18 protein-coding genes are annotated in these 22,340 nt (G+C 33.5%); 17 read left to right on the forward strand and 1 reads right to left on the reverse strand.

All coding sequences use genetic code 11. From position 1 onward, the window contains the following. Nucleotides 1–9 precede the first annotated feature (9 nt). From QTL86_RS22145 to QTL86_RS22205, 13 genes are all read left to right on the forward strand, one after another. Nucleotides 10–2,838, forward strand: coding sequence for a phosphodiester glycosidase family protein (locus tag QTL86_RS22145; RefSeq protein WP_410496050.1), 2,829 nt, complete (start codon nucleotides 10–12; stop codon nucleotides 2,836–2,838). 27 nt (nucleotides 2,839–2,865) lie between these two features. Further along, nucleotides 2,866–3,372 carry a hypothetical protein gene (locus tag QTL86_RS22150; RefSeq protein WP_410496051.1) on the forward strand — a complete coding sequence of 169 codons (507 nt, stop codon included), beginning with the start codon at nucleotides 2,866–2,868 and terminating at the stop codon, nucleotides 3,370–3,372. A gap of 27 nt (nucleotides 3,373–3,399) precedes the next feature. After that, the gene (locus tag QTL86_RS22155; protein WP_410496052.1) at nucleotides 3,400–5,325 is read left to right on the forward strand and encodes a DUF5693 family protein; all 1,926 of its coding nucleotides are present in this window, start codon (nucleotides 3,400–3,402) and stop codon (nucleotides 5,323–5,325) included. Next, entirely contained in the window at nucleotides 5,304–6,410 is a 1,107-nt protein-coding gene (gene csaB, locus QTL86_RS22160; protein ID WP_410496053.1) for a polysaccharide pyruvyl transferase CsaB, read from the forward strand. The genes QTL86_RS22155 and csaB overlap by 22 nt, the downstream gene beginning before the upstream one ends. A 254-nt stretch (nucleotides 6,411–6,664) precedes the next feature. Then, complete coding sequence (locus QTL86_RS22165; protein WP_410496054.1) at nucleotides 6,665–7,396, forward strand: WecB/TagA/CpsF family glycosyltransferase; 732 nt, start codon at nucleotides 6,665–6,667, stop codon at nucleotides 7,394–7,396. A gap of 303 nt (nucleotides 7,397–7,699) precedes the next feature. Continuing rightward, complete coding sequence (locus tag QTL86_RS22170) at nucleotides 7,700–8,818, forward strand: ABC transporter ATP-binding protein (RefSeq protein WP_041713080.1); 1,119 nt, start codon at nucleotides 7,700–7,702, stop codon at nucleotides 8,816–8,818. Nucleotides 8,819–9,009: 191 nt separating this feature from the next. Then, on the forward strand, nucleotides 9,010–10,107 hold the full coding sequence (locus QTL86_RS22175) for a PucR family transcriptional regulator (protein ID WP_013658458.1): 1,098 nt from the start codon (nucleotides 9,010–9,012) through the stop codon (nucleotides 10,105–10,107). A 16-nt stretch (nucleotides 10,108–10,123) separates the two neighbouring features. Beyond that, nucleotides 10,124–10,831, forward strand: coding sequence for a cell division ATP-binding protein FtsE (gene ftsE, locus QTL86_RS22180; protein WP_013658457.1), 708 nt, complete (start codon nucleotides 10,124–10,126; stop codon nucleotides 10,829–10,831). Continuing rightward, entirely contained in the window at nucleotides 10,800–11,693 is an 894-nt protein-coding gene (gene ftsX / locus QTL86_RS22185) for a permease-like cell division protein FtsX (protein ID WP_410496055.1), read from the forward strand. The genes ftsE and ftsX overlap by 32 nt, the downstream gene beginning before the upstream one ends. A 12-nt stretch (nucleotides 11,694–11,705) precedes the next feature. After that, on the forward strand, nucleotides 11,706–12,848 hold the full coding sequence (locus tag QTL86_RS22190) for a murein hydrolase activator EnvC family protein (RefSeq protein WP_013658455.1): 1,143 nt from the start codon (nucleotides 11,706–11,708) through the stop codon (nucleotides 12,846–12,848). 68 nt (nucleotides 12,849–12,916) lie between these two features. Continuing rightward, nucleotides 12,917–14,089 carry a S41 family peptidase gene (locus tag QTL86_RS22195; protein WP_410496056.1) on the forward strand — a complete coding sequence of 391 codons (1,173 nt, stop codon included), beginning with the start codon at nucleotides 12,917–12,919 and terminating at the stop codon, nucleotides 14,087–14,089. A gap of 129 nt (nucleotides 14,090–14,218) precedes the next feature. Continuing rightward, a complete protein-coding gene (locus QTL86_RS22200) occupies nucleotides 14,219–15,382 on the forward strand; it encodes a S41 family peptidase (RefSeq protein WP_127067823.1) in 1,164 nt (387 codons plus the stop codon). A gap of 11 nt (nucleotides 15,383–15,393) precedes the next feature. Beyond that, nucleotides 15,394–16,317 (forward strand): hypothetical protein, encoded by a 924-nt coding sequence (locus QTL86_RS22205; protein WP_127067822.1) that lies wholly within the window; start codon nucleotides 15,394–15,396, stop codon nucleotides 16,315–16,317. Between the two features lie 63 nt (nucleotides 16,318–16,380). On the opposite strand, the gene QTL86_RS22210 is transcribed toward QTL86_RS22205, so the two are convergent. After that, nucleotides 16,381–17,181, reverse strand: a complete 801-nt coding sequence (locus QTL86_RS22210) for a rhomboid family intramembrane serine protease (protein ID WP_127067821.1) — start codon at nucleotides 17,179–17,181, stop codon at nucleotides 16,381–16,383. A 147-nt stretch (nucleotides 17,182–17,328) separates the two neighbouring features. On the opposite strand from QTL86_RS22210, the gene QTL86_RS22215 reads away from it, so the two are divergent. The 4 genes from QTL86_RS22215 to QTL86_RS22230 all read left to right on the forward strand — a co-directional run bounded on the left by QTL86_RS22215 (nucleotide 17,329) and on the right by QTL86_RS22230 (nucleotide 21,915). Continuing rightward, nucleotides 17,329–17,997 carry a hypothetical protein gene (locus QTL86_RS22215; protein ID WP_127067820.1) on the forward strand — a complete coding sequence of 223 codons (669 nt, stop codon included), beginning with the start codon at nucleotides 17,329–17,331 and terminating at the stop codon, nucleotides 17,995–17,997. Nucleotides 17,998–18,021: 24 nt separating this feature from the next. Further along, complete coding sequence (locus tag QTL86_RS22220) at nucleotides 18,022–19,050, forward strand: ATP-grasp domain-containing protein (RefSeq protein ID WP_410496057.1); 1,029 nt, start codon at nucleotides 18,022–18,024, stop codon at nucleotides 19,048–19,050. 598 nt (nucleotides 19,051–19,648) lie between these two features. After that, the gene (locus tag QTL86_RS22225; RefSeq protein ID WP_013658448.1) at nucleotides 19,649–19,963 is read left to right on the forward strand and encodes a nucleotide pyrophosphohydrolase; all 315 of its coding nucleotides are present in this window, start codon (nucleotides 19,649–19,651) and stop codon (nucleotides 19,961–19,963) included. Nucleotides 19,964–19,977: 14 nt separating this feature from the next. Continuing rightward, nucleotides 19,978–21,915, forward strand: a complete 1,938-nt coding sequence (locus QTL86_RS22230) for a DNA/RNA helicase domain-containing protein (RefSeq protein WP_410496058.1) — start codon at nucleotides 19,978–19,980, stop codon at nucleotides 21,913–21,915. Nucleotides 21,916–22,340: the final 425 nt, after the last annotated feature.

Raw genomic sequence — 22,340 nt, forward strand, 5'->3', positions numbered from 1 at the left:
GGGATTAAAATGAAAGGCATAAGAAAGAGATTAATAAGTTTTATGCTATTAGCAGGCGTAAGTTTGAGTACGACGGTATATGGGAGTGTCCTGCATGAACAAAGGACTCAGCAGGTCATTACTAAAGGCGCTGTTCATATTAATGATAAGCTTCTGATGAGTGAAGGCTGGAGAAATATTAATGTTTTAAAAATAGATTTGAATGATAGTAATGTATCGTTAAAGCCTATGGAATCTGCTACAGGAGTAGAAAGGCAAACCGTATTACAAATGGTTAATAATGCAGGAGCCATAGCAGGGGTAAATGCGGATTATTTTGATATGAGTACAAGTAATACACCTAGTTTGGGAACCTATATTGAGGGTGGTGTATTAAAGCATGGTTATAATAGTAACTACTCTGAGTTAGGTGTTAATAAAAGTATGGCAACCTTTACTTTAGACACTAATAATACGCCTTCTATGGCGTATTATGGTGTATCTATTCGTATCAATGCCAATGGGAACTTTGTTGGCGGGGCAGCTACAAAGAATAATATTCCTAATACGATTACTAGACCGATTATTGTAGATTCTAGTTATTACAAAACAACTAATAATATTGTAACAAAGCATAAAAGTGTTTATACCATTGTAGTAGAAAATAATACAGTCATTTATTTAGCAAAAGCAGGAGAGAGTGTAAGCATTCCTACAAATGGATATGTTATTTTATTACCAGAAACCAGTGCTAACGAATACTATACAAAGATGCCTATAGGAACAAGTGTAGATCTTCAAGAGTTCTTGTATGTTGACGATAATGTCATTACTGCCATTAATGAGTTAAAGCTAGGTATAGGTGGTAGCGGTATTATTATGAAAAATGGCATGGCGTATACAGGTTCAGCACATAAAGTAACACCTAATTCAGCAGTGGCACGTACTATTATTGCAACAACCAAAGGTAGCAATGAAATATTACTTATTACAATTGATGGGAAAGGTAGCTACACAGGGGTAACACATAACCAACTTGTAGAAATACTACAACGTTATAATGTAGACAATGCCATGTATTTAGATGGTGGTGGTTCAACTACTTTTGTTGCTAGAAACTTAGGAGAAAAAGAAGTTAAGTTGCAGAATAATCCATCTGATGGTAGTCAAAGAAAAGTTATTAATGGCTTAGGCGTTTTTAGTAACTCGGCGCCTGGAGAGATAAGCACCTTATACATAGAACCTACTTACAGCAGAACCTTTATAGGAGAGAATATTACCTTAAAATTAAAAGGTATTGATGAAAATAGTAATCCTGTAACGATAGATACCTCAAAAGTGAAGTTTTCTGTAGAAGGAGGAAGTGGGCAATTTAATGGAGCAACTTTTACACCTAGTAGTGAAGGTAAGTTAATGGTTATTGCTCAGTATAATGGTGCTCAAGCAGCAACGGAAATTAAAGTAAGTAGCGCTCCAGCAGGTTTACTAATAGAACCTAGCCTTGTACAATTAAATGAGAATAGCACAAAGACAGTTCAAGTTTATGGACTAGACAAAGAGGGATATAAAATTCCACTTAAAGCAGAAAATGTAAGTTGGACAAGTTCTAATACTAAGTTAGCAGCCACTAATAATACAATAGTATCTACTACCAATACACTTGGGAAACTTACAGCTAATTATAAAGGCATAACCAAGGAAATTGGTGTTATAGTGGGTAACACAGCTGTGCCATTAGAGTCCTTTGAAACTAATGGAGCTACTTGGGCAGGGGATACTTCTTCTGTTGTAGGTAAAGTAGAAATTTCTAAAGATGACAAATACCATGGTAACCAAGCACTAAAAATGACCTATACTTTTATGCCTAGCGCTAATAAACAAGTGGCTTATACTGTATTTAGTAATCCTATACAGATTCCAGAAGATGCAGCAAGTATTAATATGTGGTTAAAGGCAAAAAAACAAGGACATGTAGCCAAGATAGAAGTGGTAGATAAAGCGGGTAAGACCTTTTATCTGAAACTTGCTGACAGCCTTGATTTTGATGGATGGAAGTATGTAAGTGCCACTTTGCCACAGGAAATAAGCTTGCCAGCAAAGGTAACAAAGTTATACACTTATTCTAATAGTAATGCTACTAAGGTAACAACTACACTTTATATAGATCACGTCTCCATAACAAGAGGTTTTAGAGACACGCTAGGGATAGCAACAAGAAATGATACTAGTGCGGATCCTTTTTATAAACCTACACTGCAACAAGCTATACAAAATCAATACATCATTAATGCAGTAGGGCCAACAAAGGTATCTAGCATGATGCTAGGGAAAGATACATTAGCTAGTATAAGTAAGCAGTTATCAGAGGGAGCAGGTGCAGTACTATTAGCTTCTAATAGTAATAGTGAGCTATCACTTGGGGCGCCAAACTATGTTTACAAAAATACATATGAAGCTATTGATTATAACAATACGAAAATGATTATGTTAGGAACAGGTAATGGAGGGCTCAGAACAACACAAGAGCAAGCATGGATTTACTTGAAACAGTCTTTAGATAAGACCAATGCAAAACATATTATTTTAGTGATGAGCAAAAATCCACTTACTCAGTTCAATGATGCATTAGAAGGACAAGCATTACATGAGTATTTGAAGACCTATAAAGAAAGCACAGGAAGAAATATATTTGTCGTTACTACTGGTGGTAGTGAAAACGAAGTCCGTATAGAAGATGGCATCAGATACATAAGAACACATGGTATGAATGTTACTACTGATAACTATAAAGAAGGTACTTTCCTTAAGTTCAAAATAGACGGAGACAAAATTTATTACACCTTTGAGAAATTTAAATAAATATTACTAACTAAGAGGAGGTATACTATGAATAAAAAATTAAAACTTACACTAGGCTTACTCATGATAGGGGCAACAACACTTTACGCAGCTGATGGGTTAATAGGAACAGAACAAGACCCACTAGTGACAAAGAGCTATGTAGACCAAAAAATTTCACAAATAACAGGGGGTACTAGTAATACTGTTTTAGCTAACCAATTAAAAGAACAAGAGCAGCTCATCTTAACATTAAGAGATGAAATCGCAGAGTTAAAACAAAGCGGAAGTAGCACTTATGAGATTGTAGTTGTACCAGCAGGAAAAATCATATTTGGTAAACAAGGCTCTGAAATGATTATTAGAGCTGGTGAAGGGAAAATAGTTGCTTCAAGCGTAGGTGGTGTTCAAGATATTACAGAGGGTAAAGATTTAAGTGGGGATACTGTAGCACCTAAAAACAATTTATTACTTATTCCAAGAGAAGATGGAAGAGGCTTAATGGCAACAAAACAGCTTACAGTAATGGTGAGAGGTGGCTATATATTAAACTAATGATTTATACAGCCAATGGAGGAAAAGATGAAAAAACAAGTTAAAATCCTAATTTATACCGTAATGGTCATCTCACTTATAGCTTGCTCATTTGTAGGAGTTAGAAGAATTCAAACTGAAGAAAGTTACAAGGGAGTAGAAGTAGCCATACGTTATAGCGATGTTCTTAGAATCGCTACTGAAACAGATAGATCACTAGAAGAAGTATTATTAAGGTTTAAAGAGCTAGGTGTGACTACTTTATTTGTAAGAGAAAATACAGTAGCCTCCCCAGTAGAAGCTGACCTTTATACGTATAGAGGCTTAGGTAAAATAAGTCTTTTAGAAGGCTATATATTAAAATTTTATTATCCTGACGTAGAAGGGGTTAAACCAGAATCACGTTACATTGTAACAGAGGATAAAGTAGTAGCAGAAAATATTTATGAAAGCTATGCAACAAAAGGGATTGAATTAGAGTATTTAGAGCAAGATGGCGTTTATTTTATTAGTATTGGTGAATTTGCAAATGAACTGACTAATACAGGTGTAGGCTTTGATGTAGACTCACTTAATCTTGCAGCAAGCTTAGGTTATACTATTTCTCCTCAGCTTAAAAGCTGGACTAATATTACACCAGAATCACTTGACTATGTGGTACAGGAAATAGAACGTATCAATGGTGTAGATACCATTTACTTTGCTGATACAGATGTACCAGGTGTAGATAATGAAGAAATGCAGAAACTTATACAAGATCATCAATTAGGATTTATAGAGTTTACAAGTAATAAACAAAAAGGGTTTGATACATTAGCTAAAAAAACGAGTGAAGAAGGTAAACACTATAAGGTGATTAGGCTTCATACAATAGGTGATACACAACTCTCTACCTTTACAGTACCACAGCTTATGGAGCGTTATGAACTAGCTCTTAGAGAAAGGAATATCCGTGCCTTTTTATTCAAGATGCCTACAACAGTTAATATTGAAGAAGATATTGATTACTTACAAGATGCTATATCAAGTTTTGTAAACTATACGACTTCTAAGGGCTATACTTTAACAGGAACAGTAGAAGATTATAATTTACCACCTATTCCTGTATTTGTAGCTATTTTAGCAGGCTTAGCAGCTATTATGATTTTTATATTATTACTAGCAGAGCTAGGTATGCTTAAAGTAGGCTATATTTTAGGGATCATAGGAATCATAGGCTATATTGGTTTACTCAAACTAAATGTTGTAATAGCTAGCCAGCTTATGGCACTCTTTGGGTCTATTATGTTCCCAACCTATGCTATGGTTAAAGGGTTAAAAGAAACACCTAGAAATATGAAAGAAACTATTTTAAGCTTCCTTAAAATAGGTGCGATTTCATTTGGAGGTGTACTTACTATTATAGGAACACTCTCAAGAACTAATTTTGCATTAGGAATTAATGTGTTTGCAGGTGTAAAAGTAGCAACAGTAGTACCAATTGTATTAGTTTTATTAATCCTTATTTTTAAGAAGCATCAATGGGACTTTAAATATTATAAGGGAGTTCTAGATAGAAAGATTAGCTATGGAGCCCTTATTCTTATAGCTTTACTAGGTGGTGTGCTCGCTATCTATATAACAAGAACAGGGAATAGCGGAACAGCTTCAGATTTAGAGTTACAATTTAGACAATTACTAGATAATATGCTTGGCGTTAGACCACGTACAAAGGAATTTTTAATTGCCTATCCTATTTTAATGTGTTTACTATATTACGGATACAAAGAAGCTTATATACCTTTTGTTATATTAGCTACTATAGGACCAGTTTCTTTAGTCAATACTTATGCACATATTCATACACCAATTCTTATTTCGTTATTAAGAAGTGCATATGGTATTATTTTAGGAATTATTTTAGGCCTTATTTTAATAGGGGTATTAAAATTATTAAGTAGGATGATGAAAAAATGGCAAATACAAACAAAATAGTATTATCAGGTTACTATGGCTTTGATAATATTGGAGATGAAGCAGTACTTTATTCCATTATAGCTATGCTGAAAAAAGAAATACCACAGGTACAAATTACTGTATTATCTAATAATCCAGAGAAAACTGCATGCTTATATCAGGTAGAAAGTATTAATCGATGGGATATGAAAAATGTAGCTAAGATTATTAAAGCATGTGATTTGCTCATTAGTGGTGGAGGCAGCTTGCTCCAAGATGTTACAAGTAGTAAAACCATTCCTTATTATTTAGCGATTGTTAAAATGGCACAATTTTATAAGAAAAAAGTAGTGTTTTATTCTCAGGGGATAGGACCCGTTAATAAAGGCTTTAGTAGATGGCTGATTAAAAAGGTAGTCAATAAGGTAGATGGTATCTTTGTCAGGGACCCAGCTTCCAAAACTTTGTTAGAAGAAATAGGGGTTAAAAAACCAATAGGTGTAGCTATTGACCCTGTAGTAGGTATTAGTTTGCCTAATGATGTTAAGACAACTGAGAAAACCATAGGTATATATATTAGGCCTTGGCAAAATGAAGATCAAAATCAAAAGCTTATTTCAGCTATGAAAGAAGGTCTGATTGAATTTATTAAAAAAGGCTATAAGCTTTATCTTATTCCTATGCACTATGAACAAGATTTAGACATTGCTAAAGCTTTAGAAGCTGCCCTTGCTATTGAAATGCGAAATGAAGGTATCGTGGGTGAAAATCAGATAAAGGTGATAGATAAGATGCTTTCTATTGAAGAGGTTCTTACTTACACAGCAGGATTTGAATTCATTATAGGGATGAGACTTCACAGTTTAATCATGGCAGCAGCAACTAAGGTACCTATGTTAGGTCTATCCTATGATCCTAAGGTAGATGCTTTCTTAAAAGAAGCTAGAGTACCTTATTGTTTAGATGTGAGTGAAGTGACGGAAGAAAGCTTTAAAACAAGCTTATTAGTTTTAGAGAAAAATTTAACAGAGCAAAAGAAGCAATTAAAGATAAGCTATGAAGCTAACCTATCTCGTCTTTATTTGCCAATAGAGTGTATAAAGAAATTACTAAAGATAAACTAGAGATAAGCTAGAAAAATGGAATGGGGATTTTATATATGTTATGTCATATATAAAATCCCCAATTTGTTTATAATACTTGCATATCTATAAAGATATGAGTAATATAAACAGGAAAGCAATGAAGAATTAATAATGAAGAATTAGAAAAGAAAAATGAAAAATTAGATTGAAGTGTTAAAAAGAATAGTAAATAATGATGGATGAATAATAAACAATTAAGCATGAACAATGAAGAGTTGTGGAGGTAGAATATGATGAATACAATAGAAATTTTAGGTGTACCTGTTTCGAATATAACAATGGATGGGGCAGTAGAGAAAGTAAGTGAATTCATGAAGTCAGACGGCCTTCATCCAGTATATACACCTAATCCGGAGATTGTTATGCTAGCCAAAGGAAACAAAGCGTTTTTAGAGGTTATAAAAAAAGCAGATTTAGTAGTACCAGATGGCATAGGGGTTGTTATTGCATCAAAGCTCCAAAAGGGAGAAAGACTTCCAGAACGTGTAGCAGGTTATGACTTAGTACAAAATACAATGAAAAGAGCTGTGAAGGAAGGCTACAAGTATTATTTCTTTGGAAGTAAGCCAGGGATTGCAGAAGAGGCTGCACAGAAGATGAGAGAAACTTATCCTGGTATTCAGATTGTTGGAACTAGAGATGGCTATTTTAAAAAAGAAGATGAACCAGCTATTATAGAGGATATTAATGCTTCAGGTGCTAATATTTTACTAGTGGCATTAGGGGCACCAAAGCAAGAAATGTGGATAGAGGAAAATAAGGAATTATTACCAAATGTGAGAGTAGCTATAGGTGTGGGTGGAAGCTTAGATGGTATGGCAGGTAGAGTAAAAAGAGCTCCTCTTGCTTTTCAAAAGCTAGGATTAGAATGGTTTTATCGATTGTTACAACAACCAACACGTTTTAAACGTATGCTTGTACTACCACTATTTTTGAAGGAAGTGGTATTTTATAGAAAATCTTAGTAAAAATACGTAGTATACGCTCAAAATGTATAAAAATCTTTGTTAATGTGACTTAAAATTACAGATTATAACAGTTGTTATGTAAATGTTTATAAAGAATACCCCAGTGAATTTGTTGATATTCATGGTGAAAGTAGGTTTATACCTCCTAATAATTAGGAGGTGAGGGATATTTGGGACTATTAGCCAAAATGCTAGAATTGTTTTTATAAAAATAGTCAATAGCGAAACTAAAGAAAAGTATAGTATAGTAAAGTAAGTCCAATGACATATGAATTATCCAAACTTAAGGGGGAAATCAAAGTGGCAGGTTTAAAATTAAAAAACATCGAAAAACGTTACTCAAACGGCTTCGTAGCAGTTAAAGATTTCAATTTAGATATTGAAGATAAAGAATTCATCATCTTCGTAGGTCCATCAGGATGTGGTAAATCTACTACATTACGTATGATCGCTGGTCTTGAAGAAATTTCTTCAGGAGAATTATGGATTGGTGACAAACTTTGTAACGATGTTGCTCCAAAAGATCGTGACATCGCTATGGTATTCCAAAACTACGCTTTATACCCACACATGACTGTATATGATAACATGGCATTCGGTTTAAAACTTCGTAAAACTCCAAAAGAAGAAATCGACCGTCGTGTACGTGAAGCAGCTAAAATCCTTGATATCGACCAATGCTTAGATCGTAAACCAAAAGCATTATCAGGTGGACAACGTCAACGTGTTGCCATGGGTCGTGCTATCGTTCGTGAACCAAAAGTATTCCTTATGGACGAACCTTTATCAAACCTTGATGCTAAACTTCGTGTACAAATGAGAACAGAAATCTCTAAAATGCACCACAGATTACAAACAACATTCATCTACGTTACTCATGACCAAGTAGAAGCTATGACACTTGGTACAAGAATCGTAGTTCTTAAAGATGGTGTTATCCAACAAGTAGATTCTCCATCTAATCTTTATAGTAAACCACAAAACTTATTCGTAGCTGGATTCATTGGTTCACCACAAATGAACTTAATCGAAGCTAAAGCTGTTAAAAGAGGCGAAGACGTTGTGCTTACATTTGGTAGCGTAGAAATTAAACTTCCAAAAGAAAAAGCAGAAAAAGTAGTTGCAGGTGGTTACATAGGTAAAGATGTTATGATGGGTATTCGTCCAGAACACATCGCAGAACCATCAACACTTTTCGAAGAACAAAAAGCAGACTACATTGTTGCTTCAGCTACAGTTGAAGTAGTAGAAATGCTTGGTGCAGAAAAGAACTTCTACATGATCTGTGAAGGTAACAACATTACAGGACGTTTTGACACATCTTGCCAAGCTGGTCCAGATGATGAAGTTAAAATTGCGTTTGATGTAACTAAAGTTCATGTATTTGACTTAGAAAGCCAACAAACAATCACAAACTAATTTAGACTTAAGAAGCACTAAGATGTAACATCTTAGTGCTTTTATTTATTAATAAGAGAAATAGGTGGCATAATAACGGTTTTTGTGGATAAATAATAAAATATAACTTTTTTTTTACACCTAAATAGGATAGAATAGTATTAAAGATACTGGGAATATAAATTATTTAATAATTGGGAGTTGATAAATATATGATATCTAATCAAATTTTACAAAATACAATTGATGGCCTCAAGGGTATTACAAGAAGAGACTTTTGCGTATTAGATGCAGAATCTAAAATTGTAGTAACTACAGATGGAAAAAGTGCAGGAGAATATGTACCACAAGTAGAAGCTTTTATTAATTCACAGGCAGATAGCCAAGAAATGCAAGCATCACACTATTTTAAGATTTATGACGAATACTTAGTTGAATATGTTCTTTCTGTAAGTGGTGCAGATGATGAAGCGTATAAATTAGGTAAGCTAGCAGCTTTTCAAATTAAAAGCTTATTAGTTGCTTATAAAGAGCGTTTTGATAGAGATAACTTCATTAAAAATCTATTACTTGATAACTTATTATTAGTGGATATTTATACAAGGGCTAAAAAACTTCATATTAAAAATAATGTACAACGTATTGTTTATTTAATTGAATGTGAAGAGAAAAAAGATAGCAGTATGTCTGATATCTTAAGAAACATTTTCCCAGATAAAACAAAAGATTTTGTAACAGCAGTAGATGAAAAAAATATTATTTTAGTAAAAGAAGTTAATACTGATAATCCAGTAGAAATCGAAAATTATGCTAAGATGATTTATGATACTTTAAGTGCTGAAGCTATGAGCAAAGTATATGTAGCTGTTGGTGCTGTAGTAAGTGATCTTAAAGATGTCTCTAATTCTTATAAAGAAGCTAATATGGCTCTTGAAGTAGGTAAGATTTTTAACTGTGAAGGACACATTTCACATTACTCTAAATTAGGTATTGGAAGAATTATCTATCAATTGCCTTTATCTTTATGCAAGCTTTTCATTAAGGAAGTATTAAAAGATAAACGCGTAGATAGTTTTGATGAAGAAACATTAATGACTGTTAATAAATTCTTTGAAAACAGCTTAAATGTATCTGAAACTTCAAGACAACTTTATATTCATAGAAATACCTTAGTTTATCGTTTAGATAAATTATTAAAAACAACAGGACTTGATTTACGTAAATTTGATGATGCTATTATTTTCAAAATTACAATTATGGTAAGTCAATATATGGACTATATGGAAAGACAAAGTCAAAATAGAATGTAGAAACAGGGGATTGTAAATGATTCAATTACAGGGTGTATCTAAAGTATATTCTAATGGGGCAGTTGGACTTAATAATGTCAGCTTAACAATTGAAAAGGGTGAATTTGTATTTATCACTGGAAACAGTGGTTCTGGTAAATCCACCTTTTTAAGGCTGCTTTTTAAAGAAATTGACCCTGATCATGGCAAAATTATTATCAACAACAAAGATATTTCTAAACTAAAGAGAAGACAGATTCCTTACTTACGAAGAGACCTAGGTATGGTATTTCAGGACTTTAGACTACTTCCTAATAAAACTGTTTATGAGAATGTAGCCTTTGCTATGCAGATTGTAGGTGCTACCTCTAGAGAAATTAGAAAAAATGTACCTATCGTATTAGGACTTGTAGGCCTTGCAAGAAAAGCACGCTGTTATCCTAATGAATTATCAGGGGGAGAGCAACAAAGAACAGCTTTAGCAAGAGCTATTGTTAATAATAATCCAATATTAATTGCAGATGAGCCTACAGGTAATTTAGATCCAGCGACTTCCTGGGAGATTATGAACTGTTTACAGGATATCAACCGAAGAGGAGTCACTATTATTATGGCTACTCACGAGAGAGAAATAGTTAACACTTTAAAGAAACGTGTGATAGAAATTTCTAATGGACAAATAAGCAAGGATGTGCATGAAGGAGGATATGACGATGAAGTGGAATACTCTCAAGTATTTATTTAAAGAGGGTATCGTAGGGCTATGGAGAAACAGGACAATGGCATTTGCTTCAGCAGGAACAATTGTACTATGTTTGCTTATATTGGGAATGTCCTATTCAGTTGGTACCAACATTGACTATATGATTGAACAAATAGAAAGTAAGTTTGGCATTACAGCTTATCTTGAAGATGGCTTAAGTGATACAGCTATCTTAGGTCTTAAAAATAAAATAGAAGCAATGCCTAACGTAGCAGGTGTTTCCTATATTTCAAAGGACGATGCACTAAAGAACTTTAGCGAAGAAAATGAAGATGCAAGCTTATTTGCTATGTTTAAGGAGGATAATCCTTTACCAGCTTCTTTTGAAATTACCGCTATAGATATTAAAAATCAAAGTGAATTGGTTAAAAAGGTTCAAGAATTAGAGGGAATTGATGAAGCAGTTTACCTTAAAAATGAAACAGAAGCCTTTATTAACATTAGAAATACTGTAAACTATGTGTGTTATGCTATTATCATATGTCTTATAGTAGTGGGTCTTCTACTTATGTCTAATACGATAAAGCTAACCGTTTATATTCGAAAAAGAGAAATCAATATTATGAAGTATGTAGGAGCAACAGATGGTTTTATTCGTGTCCCATTTCTGATTGAAGGGATGTTAGTAGGACTTATTGGTGCATTAGTAGCTATCCTTGCAGTAGCATCTGCCTATAATTGGGTTCAAGGAATGTCTCAAAGTGCAACCGGTATATTAGGTGAAATTGCATTAATGCCTACAGCAACTATTATGACTTCTTTAATTCCTATGTACTTAAGTCTAGGTATTGGAATAGGTCTTATCGGAAGTGCTTTTGCTATACATAAACACTTAAAAGTATAATCAGGAGGAACTATGAAAAAGCAAATTAGTATTTTATTAGCATTTACATTGCTACTGGTTCCTGTTTATGCAGATACTATTAATGATAAGAAGAATCAACTAAGCAGTGCCGAGCAGCATATCAAAGATAAAGAACAACTTCTTGAAGAGCGAAAACAGGAAAGAGCAGCTATTGAAGCGGAGATTAAAGAAGTTGATACGAAAATGGTTGCTATACAAGATAATATTAAAGAACTAGGTGATCAGTTAGAACAGAAAAAGCTTGAGATTGAAGAAAGCGAAAAAGAGCTAGAAGCTGCTAATATTAAAAAAGATGAACAATACGAGGCTACCAAAGCACGTATGGTCCAAATGTATAAGAATCAAAAAGTAGGATATATACAAGTTGTTTTTTCTTCTAATAGTTTTTGGGAAGCCATTAATCGTCTAGAATATATCAGACGTATATCAGAAAAAGATAATACGTTGCTAGATACCTATCAAGCTCAGATTGATTATATAGAGGTTCAAAAAGAAAAAATTGAATCCGAAAAATCTGATTTAGATTTACTTCAAAAGAAAGAAATTAGTAAAAAGAATGAATTAGAAGAAGCTAGAGCTGCAAAACAAGTAGCTATTGATAAGTTAGAAAGTGAAGAAGGTAAACTAGCAGGTGAAATTTCTAAGCTAGAAGAAATATCTGAGCAACTAGAAGAAGATATTAAAAAGCTTACAGAAGAAATGGAAGCAAAAAACAAGAATCAGATACCAACTCAATATACAGGAGGTACCTTTACTTGGCCAGTACCAGGGTACTACCGCATTAGTTCAGAATACAACCCTAGAACAAGTCCTATTTCAGGTAATTATGAATTCCATACAGGAATAGATATTCCAGCTGGTTATGGAGAGGATGTTGTAGCAGCAGGAGATGGCGTTGTTATTACAGCAGGTTGGATCAATGGATATGGCAATACTGTTATGATTAGTCATGGTAGTGGCATTGTAACCTTATATGGACATAATTCATCTGTAGTGGTAAGTCAGGGACAGACAGTAAGTAAAGGGCAAGTTGTTGCTAAGATCGGTAGCACTGGCTATTCTACAGGTAACCACTGTCACTTTGAAGTTCGTGTCAATGGTAGCCATACAAGTCCATGGCCATATTTAAACTAATGAGTATTAAATCGCCAGAGTTAGGTAAATAATAAATAAAAAGAGATAAATAAGGCAAGGAGACTACATTGAAACCAGCAAATTTATTAAAAAAAGTTATTCTTATTACAGCTAGCCTTGGCATGATTACACTAGTGGTAGGATGTAGTTCTAAAAGCAGTAGCGCCTATTATTCTACTAGCAAGCTGGAAATGATTAATAAATATTTATCAAGTGGCTATTTATATGATATTGATGAAATAAGCGAAGAAGAAATCACAGATAGTATCTACACTAGCTATGTAAGTGGCTTAGAAAATTCAGCTACATATTATCTTGGAACAGATGAATTTAAACAAGCTGAAGCTACTAGCCAAGGTAACTATTTAGGTGTAGGTTTAATGATGACTTGGGAAGCTGATGGTAGGTCTGTTTTAATTACAGATGTTATTCCTGAGTCACCAGCTGCCAAAGCCGGTCTTAAAGCTGGTGATCATATTATAGCTATTGATGGTATAGAAGTAGTGGGTGCTAATCAAAAAGAAGTACTTGATAAGCTAGCTTACACAGGAGAACAATCCATTTCATATAAGATAAAAAGAAGTGCAGATGAAAAAGAAGAAATAATTAATCTTACAGCAGCACTAGTTCCATTAGATGATTTAGAATATGAAATGATAAATCAAGTTGGCTATATTAAACTAGAAAGTATTAGAAATGGAACAAGTGAGCATCTTGATCAGGTAATCAAGGAATTTGAAGCTCAGAAGATAAAGGGTATTATACTTGATGTGAGAGAGCTTTATACCAATAATGTTGACGAAGTTAGTAAAATGTGCGACTTATTTTTAGATGAAGGGATTGCCTTTAAATTGAAACATGGTAAAAGTGACATACAGGGTTTCGAAATGTCATCAGGCAAATATGATCAAAAAGTTGTGTTATTAACAGACCGTTATACAAGAGGTGGAGCAGAAGCTTTTGTAAGTGCCATGGAGGATGTAGCTATTCAAATGGGAACAGATACTTATGGATTAGCTTATGTAAGCGAGTTAGTTGCTTTAGAAGATGGCAGTGGGCTTAATGTGGCCACTGGCGTATTATATGACAAGTTTGGCAAGCAGCTATCAGATAAAGGTATAGAACCAGATGAAATGGTATTTATGACTGAGCAGGAAAAAGTGGAATATATAGAAAAGGGAAGCATCAGTAAAGAAAATGATAGCTTACTTAAAAAAGCCTTAGAGCAATTCTCAAATTAAGAGAAGGGCTCTAAGTTTTTCTATTCTAATAAATACATTTTATGGGTGATATTTAGAAGGATAATACAGAGGAAAACAACATAAAATAATAGTAAGCGCATTTAATTTTATACTAAGGAGGTAGCATTGATGAAAAAGAAAACTATTTTTCGTGGTGCTGCTGTAAGTTTTTTACTCGTTACAATGGTCTTAGTTACTACAGCATTTGTAGATAAGTATCATTATGTGGATAAAAAATTGCAAGCAATAGAAGCAGTTTTAAAAGATTATTATGTGGGAGATATTGATGAACAAAAACTAGAGGAGGGCATCTATAAAGGTTTTGTTGCAGGTGTAGGTGATGCTTATACGAACTACTATACTTCTGATGAATATGCAAGCTTTAAAGAGAAATCTAGTGGTATGTATGCTGGAATAGGTATACAAATGACACTTCAAACCTATGATAATAGTATAGAAGTGACAGAGGTATTTGAGGGCTCACCTGCCGAGAAGGCTGGTATAAAACCAAAGGATAGAATTATTAAGGCAGCTGGTAAACGTGTTACTGGCGATGAATTTGAAATACTGCCAACCTTAGTAAAAGGAACACCGGGAACAACTGTTGATATTACTGTTTATAGACCTTCGGAAGAAAAAAATTATGATTTTACCATAGAAAGAGCTAGTGTGGCTTCTCCAACGGTTTATTTTAGAATGTTAGATAATGAAGTAGGCTATATTCAAATCAAACAATTTGAAGCAGTAACTTATGACCAGTTTAAGGTAGCACTAGATAAATTAAAGAAAGAAAAAGCAAAAGGACTAGTATTAGATTTAAGAGATAATCCAGGTGGTCTTTTAAACATTGTGGAACAAATAGCTGATGAATTAGTACCAGAAGGTATTATTGTATCTACCAAGGATAAACAAGGTAAAGGTAGCGAATATTACGCTGATAGTAAGTATACAGATATTCCTATGGTGGTACTCATTAACGGTAATAGTGCAAGTGCCTCAGAAGTATTAGCAGGTGCTTTAAAAGACTATAGTAGAGCAGAGCTAATAGGAACAACAACCTTTGGAAAAGGTGTTGTACAAACAATCATTCCTTTATCAGATGGCTCAGCTATTAAATTAACAACTTCTCAATATTTCACCCCTAGTGGTGTATGTATTCAAGGTATAGGAATTGCACCTGATTATGAAGTCAAATTAAGTACTGAAAAGATTTTAAAGGGTAGAGAATTAACAGATACAGAAGATGACCAATTACAAACTGCTATTAAGGTGGTTAAAGAAAAACTCAAGTAGTATTGTAGGAGGTGATTTTCATTAGGGAGAGTAAAGGAGAAGTAGTAATAGGTAGCGCAATAGGAATTTTATTAAGTGCAGGAATCATCTTAAAAAACTATGGTGAGCCTGTTTCCTGGGAACTTGTTATATTACTATTAATGAGCCTGATACTAGGCTTTATAGATAAAAAATTGACTTGTTTAGCTTATGTCACTGCCTTAGTATATTTAATGGACACAATATTGGTAGGATTTAAGTTAAAAGCAATGTATTTTACTTTACCTTATGAAAAGCTCATACTCATTGTTGGTGCCCTTCATATGCTTGAAGGATTACTAACGTATCTGTTCGGTGCAAGAGAGAATCAGTGTATTATTAATTACAAAAGAAACCAAATAACAGGAGGATATCAAGCTTATAGGAAGTGGTATATCCCCCTGTTTTTATTTACGATTAAGGGCTTTTATGTACCATTACTTTGTGTGCTAGTTTATGCTGATGAAACTTATACTATGAAACCTGAGGCTAAAGCTAAAAAGAGTGGTAAATGCATTTTTTTGTATGGGAGTATTATTCTACTGATTGGGCTATTAGTTTGTTTAAGAAAAGTACCTTTAGTATTAGGCATGATCATGATGCCAATTGCACATGAGTTATTATTTGTAATAAATGATTTCATGGAGCGAGGTCCCTATATGTATAGCTTACCTAAAAAGGGTGTTAGGGTTATTGAGATTAACAAGGAGCAGAAACAAAGAAACACTATTAAGCGTGGCGACGTGATTTTAAAGGTTAATGGTAAAGACATAATAGGGGAAGAGGAATATTATAAACAGCTTTTAGAAAAAAGGCTTGTTATGATGATAGAGGATTTAGAGGGAAATAAAAAAATACTTAGTTTTGATAAAGAGGAATATGAGAAACTCGAGATTATTATATTACCTAGGGAATAGGAAGATAAACAAAAAGGACGTACCATTTCTAAGAAAGAAATAGTAGGTCCTTTATACATGCGATTATTGTTTGTGTTCGTGATTGTGTAAGTGCTCCATACAATATTCATAGTTACCATTACAACTAGAACAGTAACGAAATTCTGCCTCAGGGTCAGTTAATTCAGTTTTACCACACACAGCACATTTATGAAAGGCTACCTTAATAGGAGCCCCTTGTTTAAGCTCACGCTTTTGTTTCTTAAATTGTTTCTGCGTACTTGTACGACGCCCACGCATAAGGGTTGAACCAAAGAATAATAAAAAGTTAAGTAAAGAAACAATAATAAGAATTCTGGTGCTAGTAGTGCCTCGAATGAGATTAACAAGTAAGAAAGCAATATCTAGAGCTGCAAGATACTTAACTTTAATAGGAATAATCCCATAAAGTGCAAATTGTACATCTGGGAAAAGTACAGCATAAGCTAAGAATAAAGATAAGTTCATATAAGTTGCAGTAATAATCATATTTCCACCAGAAATAAAGAAGGCAATAATGTTAAAAATGATTCCTAGTAAATAATAAACATTAAATTTAAAAGCACCCCATTGGTATTCTAATTCTCTACCAATAGAATAATAAAGTAATATAGCAAAAATAAACCATATAGGGCTACTAGAGATAGGAATAAAAATCCATGAAATGATTCTCCAGATTTGCCCCTGCATAATATAAGCTGGATCGAAGTAAATCCACTCTATAATAGGTAAACCTAATAAGAATTGAGCTATATAAACAATGATGTTTCCCATAATAATATAGAGCATAAGATTAGGAATGGAAAAACGTCCATATTTACGTTCTAATTTATTTAAAAAGTTCATAAATTCCTCCTTAACATTCATATAAATAATATAATTTTGCTTTATAATTTAACATAGTTTATAATAAAATCGAAAATCTTGCTATAAGTATAGCACACTCTATACCTAAGGCAAAGGGGAAGAATGAAACAGGAGGACAAGCAAAATATGGAGAAGTATGGTAAGGACTTTAAGGAACTTACATTTAAGCAAAAAGTAAATCATATATGGGAATACTATAGATGGTATATTTTATCATTTATTATTGGGGCAGTAATTATTTCAAGCTTAGTGATTTCTATTTTTACACCTCAGGAAGTGCATGATGTAGATATTGTCCTAGCAGGGAAAATGAATTATGATGAAACGCAGCCTGAAGTAGTAAAGTCATACAAGGAAATGTTTAATGCAGATTTAGGGTTATCAATTGTTGATTGGGATAATATGGGTGAGATGGGAATGGCTATGCTCCAAAAGATTCCTTTATTAGTAAAGACAGATGAACTTGATGTATTAGGTTTAGAGCCTATGATGTTTGAAAGTTATACCAGACAGTTAGGTGCTGATATGTTTGTACCATTAGAGACTATACCAGAGTTTAGTGGATTACTAGAAAAGTATGAGGACCGATTAGTAACTTATAATCAGAAGTATAATGACGACCAAGAGTTAGTTGAGGCTGAAGAGCACATATATGGTATCCGTATTTCTAAGTTTGCTAATATCCCTTGCATTACTGCCAATGATGAGTTTATTATTGGTGTAACAACTACAGTTAAGGACCTTGAGAAAACAGCCCAGTTACTTGACTATTTATTAGATGAAGGTAACGAGTAAAAAAGTTAATGAGGAGATAAAGAGATGAACTTTAATGGTATTAAGCAAATAGGTATAGTTGGAGGAGGAACTTCAGCTTTAATGCTTTGTATTGAAGCTGCTAAGGTGGGTATAAGAACAAGTCTGTTAGATCCTAAAGTGGGGTGTATAGGCTCCCAATTGGCAAATGAACACATTATATCAGCTATTACCAATGAAAGTATTCAAAAGCTAAGTTTAAGATGTGATGTTCTTATTTTTAATACGAAATTAGATTTCGAGTTAAATGTTAAACTCCATGCAAAAACTTATCCAAAGAAGGAAACAATGAAAGACCTTTGCCATTTTAAAAATGTACAGGATATTTTAGAATTTCTAGATATTCCAGTGCCTAAGGTTTATTATCAAGATAATAAGCAGCAAGCTTTTTCTCAAATGGAGAATTTAGAAATGCCATTTAGGTTTATTAAGCAATATACAGACCGAACTGAGCAGATGGCTGTTTATAATAAAGAAGATTTGGCAGACTTTATCTTAGAAGTAGATGAAGGAGCAGATAGCTTTATTCTGCAACCTATTACTAAGTATAGCCGCATCATAACTTTTCTTTGTATTGTCGATGAAGATGAAAAAGCATATATATATGACCCAGTAGAAGAATTAAATGATGAAGATAAAACTTGTCATCTAAAGATTTCTGACAGCTTATCTAAGACTATGTTAACACGTCTTAATCGTTATAATAAAAAGCTGCTTAAAGAAATAAATGGTATTGGCGCTTTTACAATCAAATATGGTATTAAAGCAAACAAAAGTGTGGAACTTATTGAGATTACACCAGAGCTCTCTATGGCAGGACTTCTCACCTTAGAAGCATATGAACTTTCTATTTATGAGCAGTATCTACATTTATTAGTGGGCATGTCTATTAATAAACCAGAATTAGAAGCTTATGTACAGGGAACTATTAAACCTGTTAAGGAGCAAAAAGAGGAAAAAGGTATTTATCATTTTTATCAATTAGGACAAAATCAATTATATATTAAAAGAGATAAAGAAGAGCCTAAGGCTTAATAAGAAATAAAAGAGTTGAATTTGAAGTTTCTATAGATATTTATCATATAGCAAAAGCCACCCCTTTAGAAAAATCTAAAGGGGTGGCTTTTGCTATGTGCCAGACTCTCGTTATTCACTTATATAACCTATACCAATAGCTGAAACAGGGCATAAGGGTAGCTCCTCAGTACGCTTTGCACTTAAAGAGGCCACAGGTATAAGCTATGAAAGTTTAAACGAAGAGTGAGGAGCTCTTAAAAGTCTTAGCCGGTGCACCCTTATGATGAGGAAGCTAAGGCTTTAAGACTCTGGTTTAAAACTTTATTTGTAAAGCGGTGTAAAAGCTTTTTTGCAACTTATATATGGCGCCTTCCTTGCAGCGCATCAGTGAACATTTTCCTTAAGTCCAGAGGTACCTATAACAATAGATTGAGACTTGGCTGACCCGGTCAGTTCCTCAGATTGAAGCTGTGGTAATTATGCCGAGGAAGTTACTTTATTTACTTTTACATTTATATATATGCCGTGCGAAAGATAATTCCCTAATAAAATTTGAAAAAGTTGTTTAAAATTAATATACTAATATTAATAAGAATAAAGAGAAAGGGGCTTTAACGTGGAAGAGATATTAGAACGTATACGAAAGTTTAGAGATGATAGAGATTTTAAGCAATTTCATTCTCCTGAAAATCTAGCAAAGTCCATTAATATCGAGGCAGGAGAACTATTGGAACATTTTCAATGGGGAAATGAATTTAACAAGGAAATGGTTGGAGAAGAATTAGCAGATGTAATAGTATATTGCTTATTTATGGCAGATGCATTAGGTGTAGATTATAAAGAAATAATTATGAATAAAATGAGTAAGAATGAAAACAAATATCCCGTAGAAAAAGCAAGAGGAACAAGTAAAAAATATACTGAGCTATAAGGAAGGGTAGATAAATGATTATTTATCAAGCTACAAAAGAGGAGTTTCTAGAACATGTAGAAGAAGATCTAATTGAGCAAAAAATATATGAGCAGTATTCTACCAAGATAGGTAGGACAAGCCAAAGTGAAATTGCTTCATGGAATCATTCAATGCAGTACATGTATAAGGTTTTAAACACTAATGCTGTTCCTAGGAAAGCTGGTATTGCTATAGAATATCGATTGCCTACTACTTCTAAAAGAGTAGACTTTATAATAACAGGTGAAAATGAGTTTGGTAAAGAGACTGTCATTATAATCGAATTAAAACAGTGGCAAAAGGCAGAGCGAGTAAATAAAGAGGATGTTGTACGTACTTTTGTTGGTCATAAAGAAAGAGAGGTTGCTCATCCTTCATATCAAGCTTGGTCATATGCGGCTATAATTAGAGATTATAATGAAACAGTTCAAAATCAAGATATAGAATTACATCCTTGTTCTTATTTGCATAATTATATTACGCAAGACGGTGACCCTATTTTAGATGAAGAAATCTATGGTTGCCTTAAAAAAGCGCCACTCTTTAAAAATGGAGATGTGAAAAAGTTAAGGGAATTTATAGAAAGATATGTCCAGAAACCCGACCAAAATAAAACTTTATATAAAATAGAGCATGGGAAAATTAGACCTTCAAAATCTTTGCAGGATGCATTATTAAAAATGTTACAGGGTAATCAGGAGTTTGTTATGATAGACTCTCAGAAGGTAGTATATGAAACAGCCTTAAATCAAGCAAGATTTGCGTTTGATACCGGTAAAAAGCAAGTTATTATAGTAGAGGGTGGACCAGGTACAGGGAAATCAGTTTTAGCGATTAATCTTTTAGTACAACTAACAAATGAAAGCATGGTATGTCAATATATTTCAAAAAATAGCGCACCCAGGGAAGTCTATAAGCGAAGGCTTCAAAGTAACTATAAAAAGAGTTATATTGATAACCTTTTTAAAGGCTCGGGAAGTTATGTAGATAGTAATAAAAATGAGTTGGATGTGCTGATAGTTGATGAAGCTCATCGTTTAAATGAAAAATCGGGGATGTTTAAGAACATAGGAGAAAATCAAACCAAGGAAATCATCCATGCAGCAAAATGTGCTATATTTTTTATAGATGAATGCCAACGTGTTACAGCAAGTGATGTAGGAAGTATTGAAGAGATTGAAAGTTTTGCAAAGAAACAAGGGGCACAGGTAATTAAGGTGGGTTTAGATTCTCAGTTTAGGTGCAATGGCTCAGATGGATATTTAGCATGGATAGATGATGTTTTGGGAATAAGAGAAACAGCGAATGATATAGGATTTGAGCATGACTATTTATTTGAAGTACTAGATAATCCTAATGAACTAAAGCAGATTATTTATGAAAAAAATAGCATAAATAATAAAGCAAGAATGGTTGCTGGATATTGTTGGGAGTGGATTAAAGCAGGCAAAGAAAATACAAATGTACATGATATTAATTTACCGGATTATGATTTTTCCATGAGCTGGAATCTTGGAAATACTAATACATGGGCTATAGATGAAGAATCTGTACAGGAAGTAGGGTGTATTCATACTTGTCAAGGATTAGAGTTTGACTATGTAGGTGTTATTATTGGAATGGACATGATTTATAGAGATAGTAAAGTAATAACAGACTATACGAAGAGAGCTAAGACAGATAAATCTCTTAATGGACTACTAGGCAAGTGTAAAAAAAGAGAAAATGAGGCATTGGCATTAGCTGACAAAATTATTAGGAATACGTATCGTACGTTGATGACGCGAGGGCAAAAGGGATGTTATGTTTTCTGTGAAGATATTGAATTAGGTAAGTACTTAAAGGAAAGAATGCAAATTAATAAAGTACAGTATGGAGAAATGAAAACAATAGGTTTAATAGCAGAAGGTGTAGAAAATTACCATATATAAAGCAGACATGCTATTTGAAGAGAATAAAATCTTAAGAGAGGACTTTTATAAACTACTTCTAGCTATACAAAATCTAATAGAGTACGAGAATTGGAGCTTGCTAAAGCGCTATTAGATGTATTAGATGATGCAACTATTGCAGCTAAAATAGGTTTGCCTATTGATGAAGTAAAGGAGTTAAGAATAAGTCATACTTAATCTTACTCAGAGAGAATAATAAAATAAGTGATTATATTTCAACGTAACAAGGTGTAAATTTGTCCACTAGTTTTTTCTTGCCCAGCAGTAGCTATGTAGGGAAGCTAGGTGGCTTGCTGGAAGATGCCTTGGAGCGGAGTCTAGAGGCTCTTAACGAAATGCTACTTATGGTTCTTAGACCAATTGTTTGAGCGAATGCGAGTTTTTGGTCGTTCATAAGTAGTATG

This window comes from Cellulosilyticum sp. ST5 (genome assembly GCF_046529625.1).
In the GTDB taxonomy this organism is placed as follows: Bacteria; Bacillota; Clostridia; order Lachnospirales; family Cellulosilyticaceae; genus Cellulosilyticum; species Cellulosilyticum lentocellum.

Coding starts and splice junctions, on each gene's coding strand:
- QTL86_RS22145 (WP_410496050.1), top strand. CDS start 10: ATGAAAGGCATAAGAAAGAGATTAATAAGTTTTATGCTATTAGCAGGC.
- QTL86_RS22150 (WP_410496051.1), top strand. CDS start 2,866: ATGAATAAAAAATTAAAACTTACACTAGGCTTACTCATGATAGGGGCA.
- QTL86_RS22155 (WP_410496052.1), top strand. CDS start 3,400: ATGAAAAAACAAGTTAAAATCCTAATTTATACCGTAATGGTCATCTCA.
- csaB (WP_410496053.1), top strand. CDS start 5,304: ATGGCAAATACAAACAAAATAGTATTATCAGGTTACTATGGCTTTGAT.
- QTL86_RS22165 (WP_410496054.1), top strand. CDS start 6,665: ATGAATACAATAGAAATTTTAGGTGTACCTGTTTCGAATATAACAATG.
- QTL86_RS22175 (WP_013658458.1), top strand. CDS start 9,010: ATGATATCTAATCAAATTTTACAAAATACAATTGATGGCCTCAAGGGT.
- ftsE (WP_013658457.1), top strand. CDS start 10,124: ATGATTCAATTACAGGGTGTATCTAAAGTATATTCTAATGGGGCAGTT.
- ftsX (WP_410496055.1), top strand. CDS start 10,800: ATGAAGTGGAATACTCTCAAGTATTTATTTAAAGAGGGTATCGTAGGG.
- QTL86_RS22190 (WP_013658455.1), top strand. CDS start 11,706: ATGAAAAAGCAAATTAGTATTTTATTAGCATTTACATTGCTACTGGTT.
- QTL86_RS22200 (WP_127067823.1), top strand. CDS start 14,219: ATGAAAAAGAAAACTATTTTTCGTGGTGCTGCTGTAAGTTTTTTACTC.
- QTL86_RS22210 (WP_127067821.1), bottom strand. CDS start 17,181: ATGAACTTTTTAAATAAATTAGAACGTAAATATGGACGTTTTTCCATT.
- QTL86_RS22215 (WP_127067820.1), top strand. CDS start 17,329: ATGGAGAAGTATGGTAAGGACTTTAAGGAACTTACATTTAAGCAAAAA.
- QTL86_RS22220 (WP_410496057.1), top strand. CDS start 18,022: ATGAACTTTAATGGTATTAAGCAAATAGGTATAGTTGGAGGAGGAACT.
- QTL86_RS22230 (WP_410496058.1), top strand. CDS start 19,978: ATGATTATTTATCAAGCTACAAAAGAGGAGTTTCTAGAACATGTAGAA.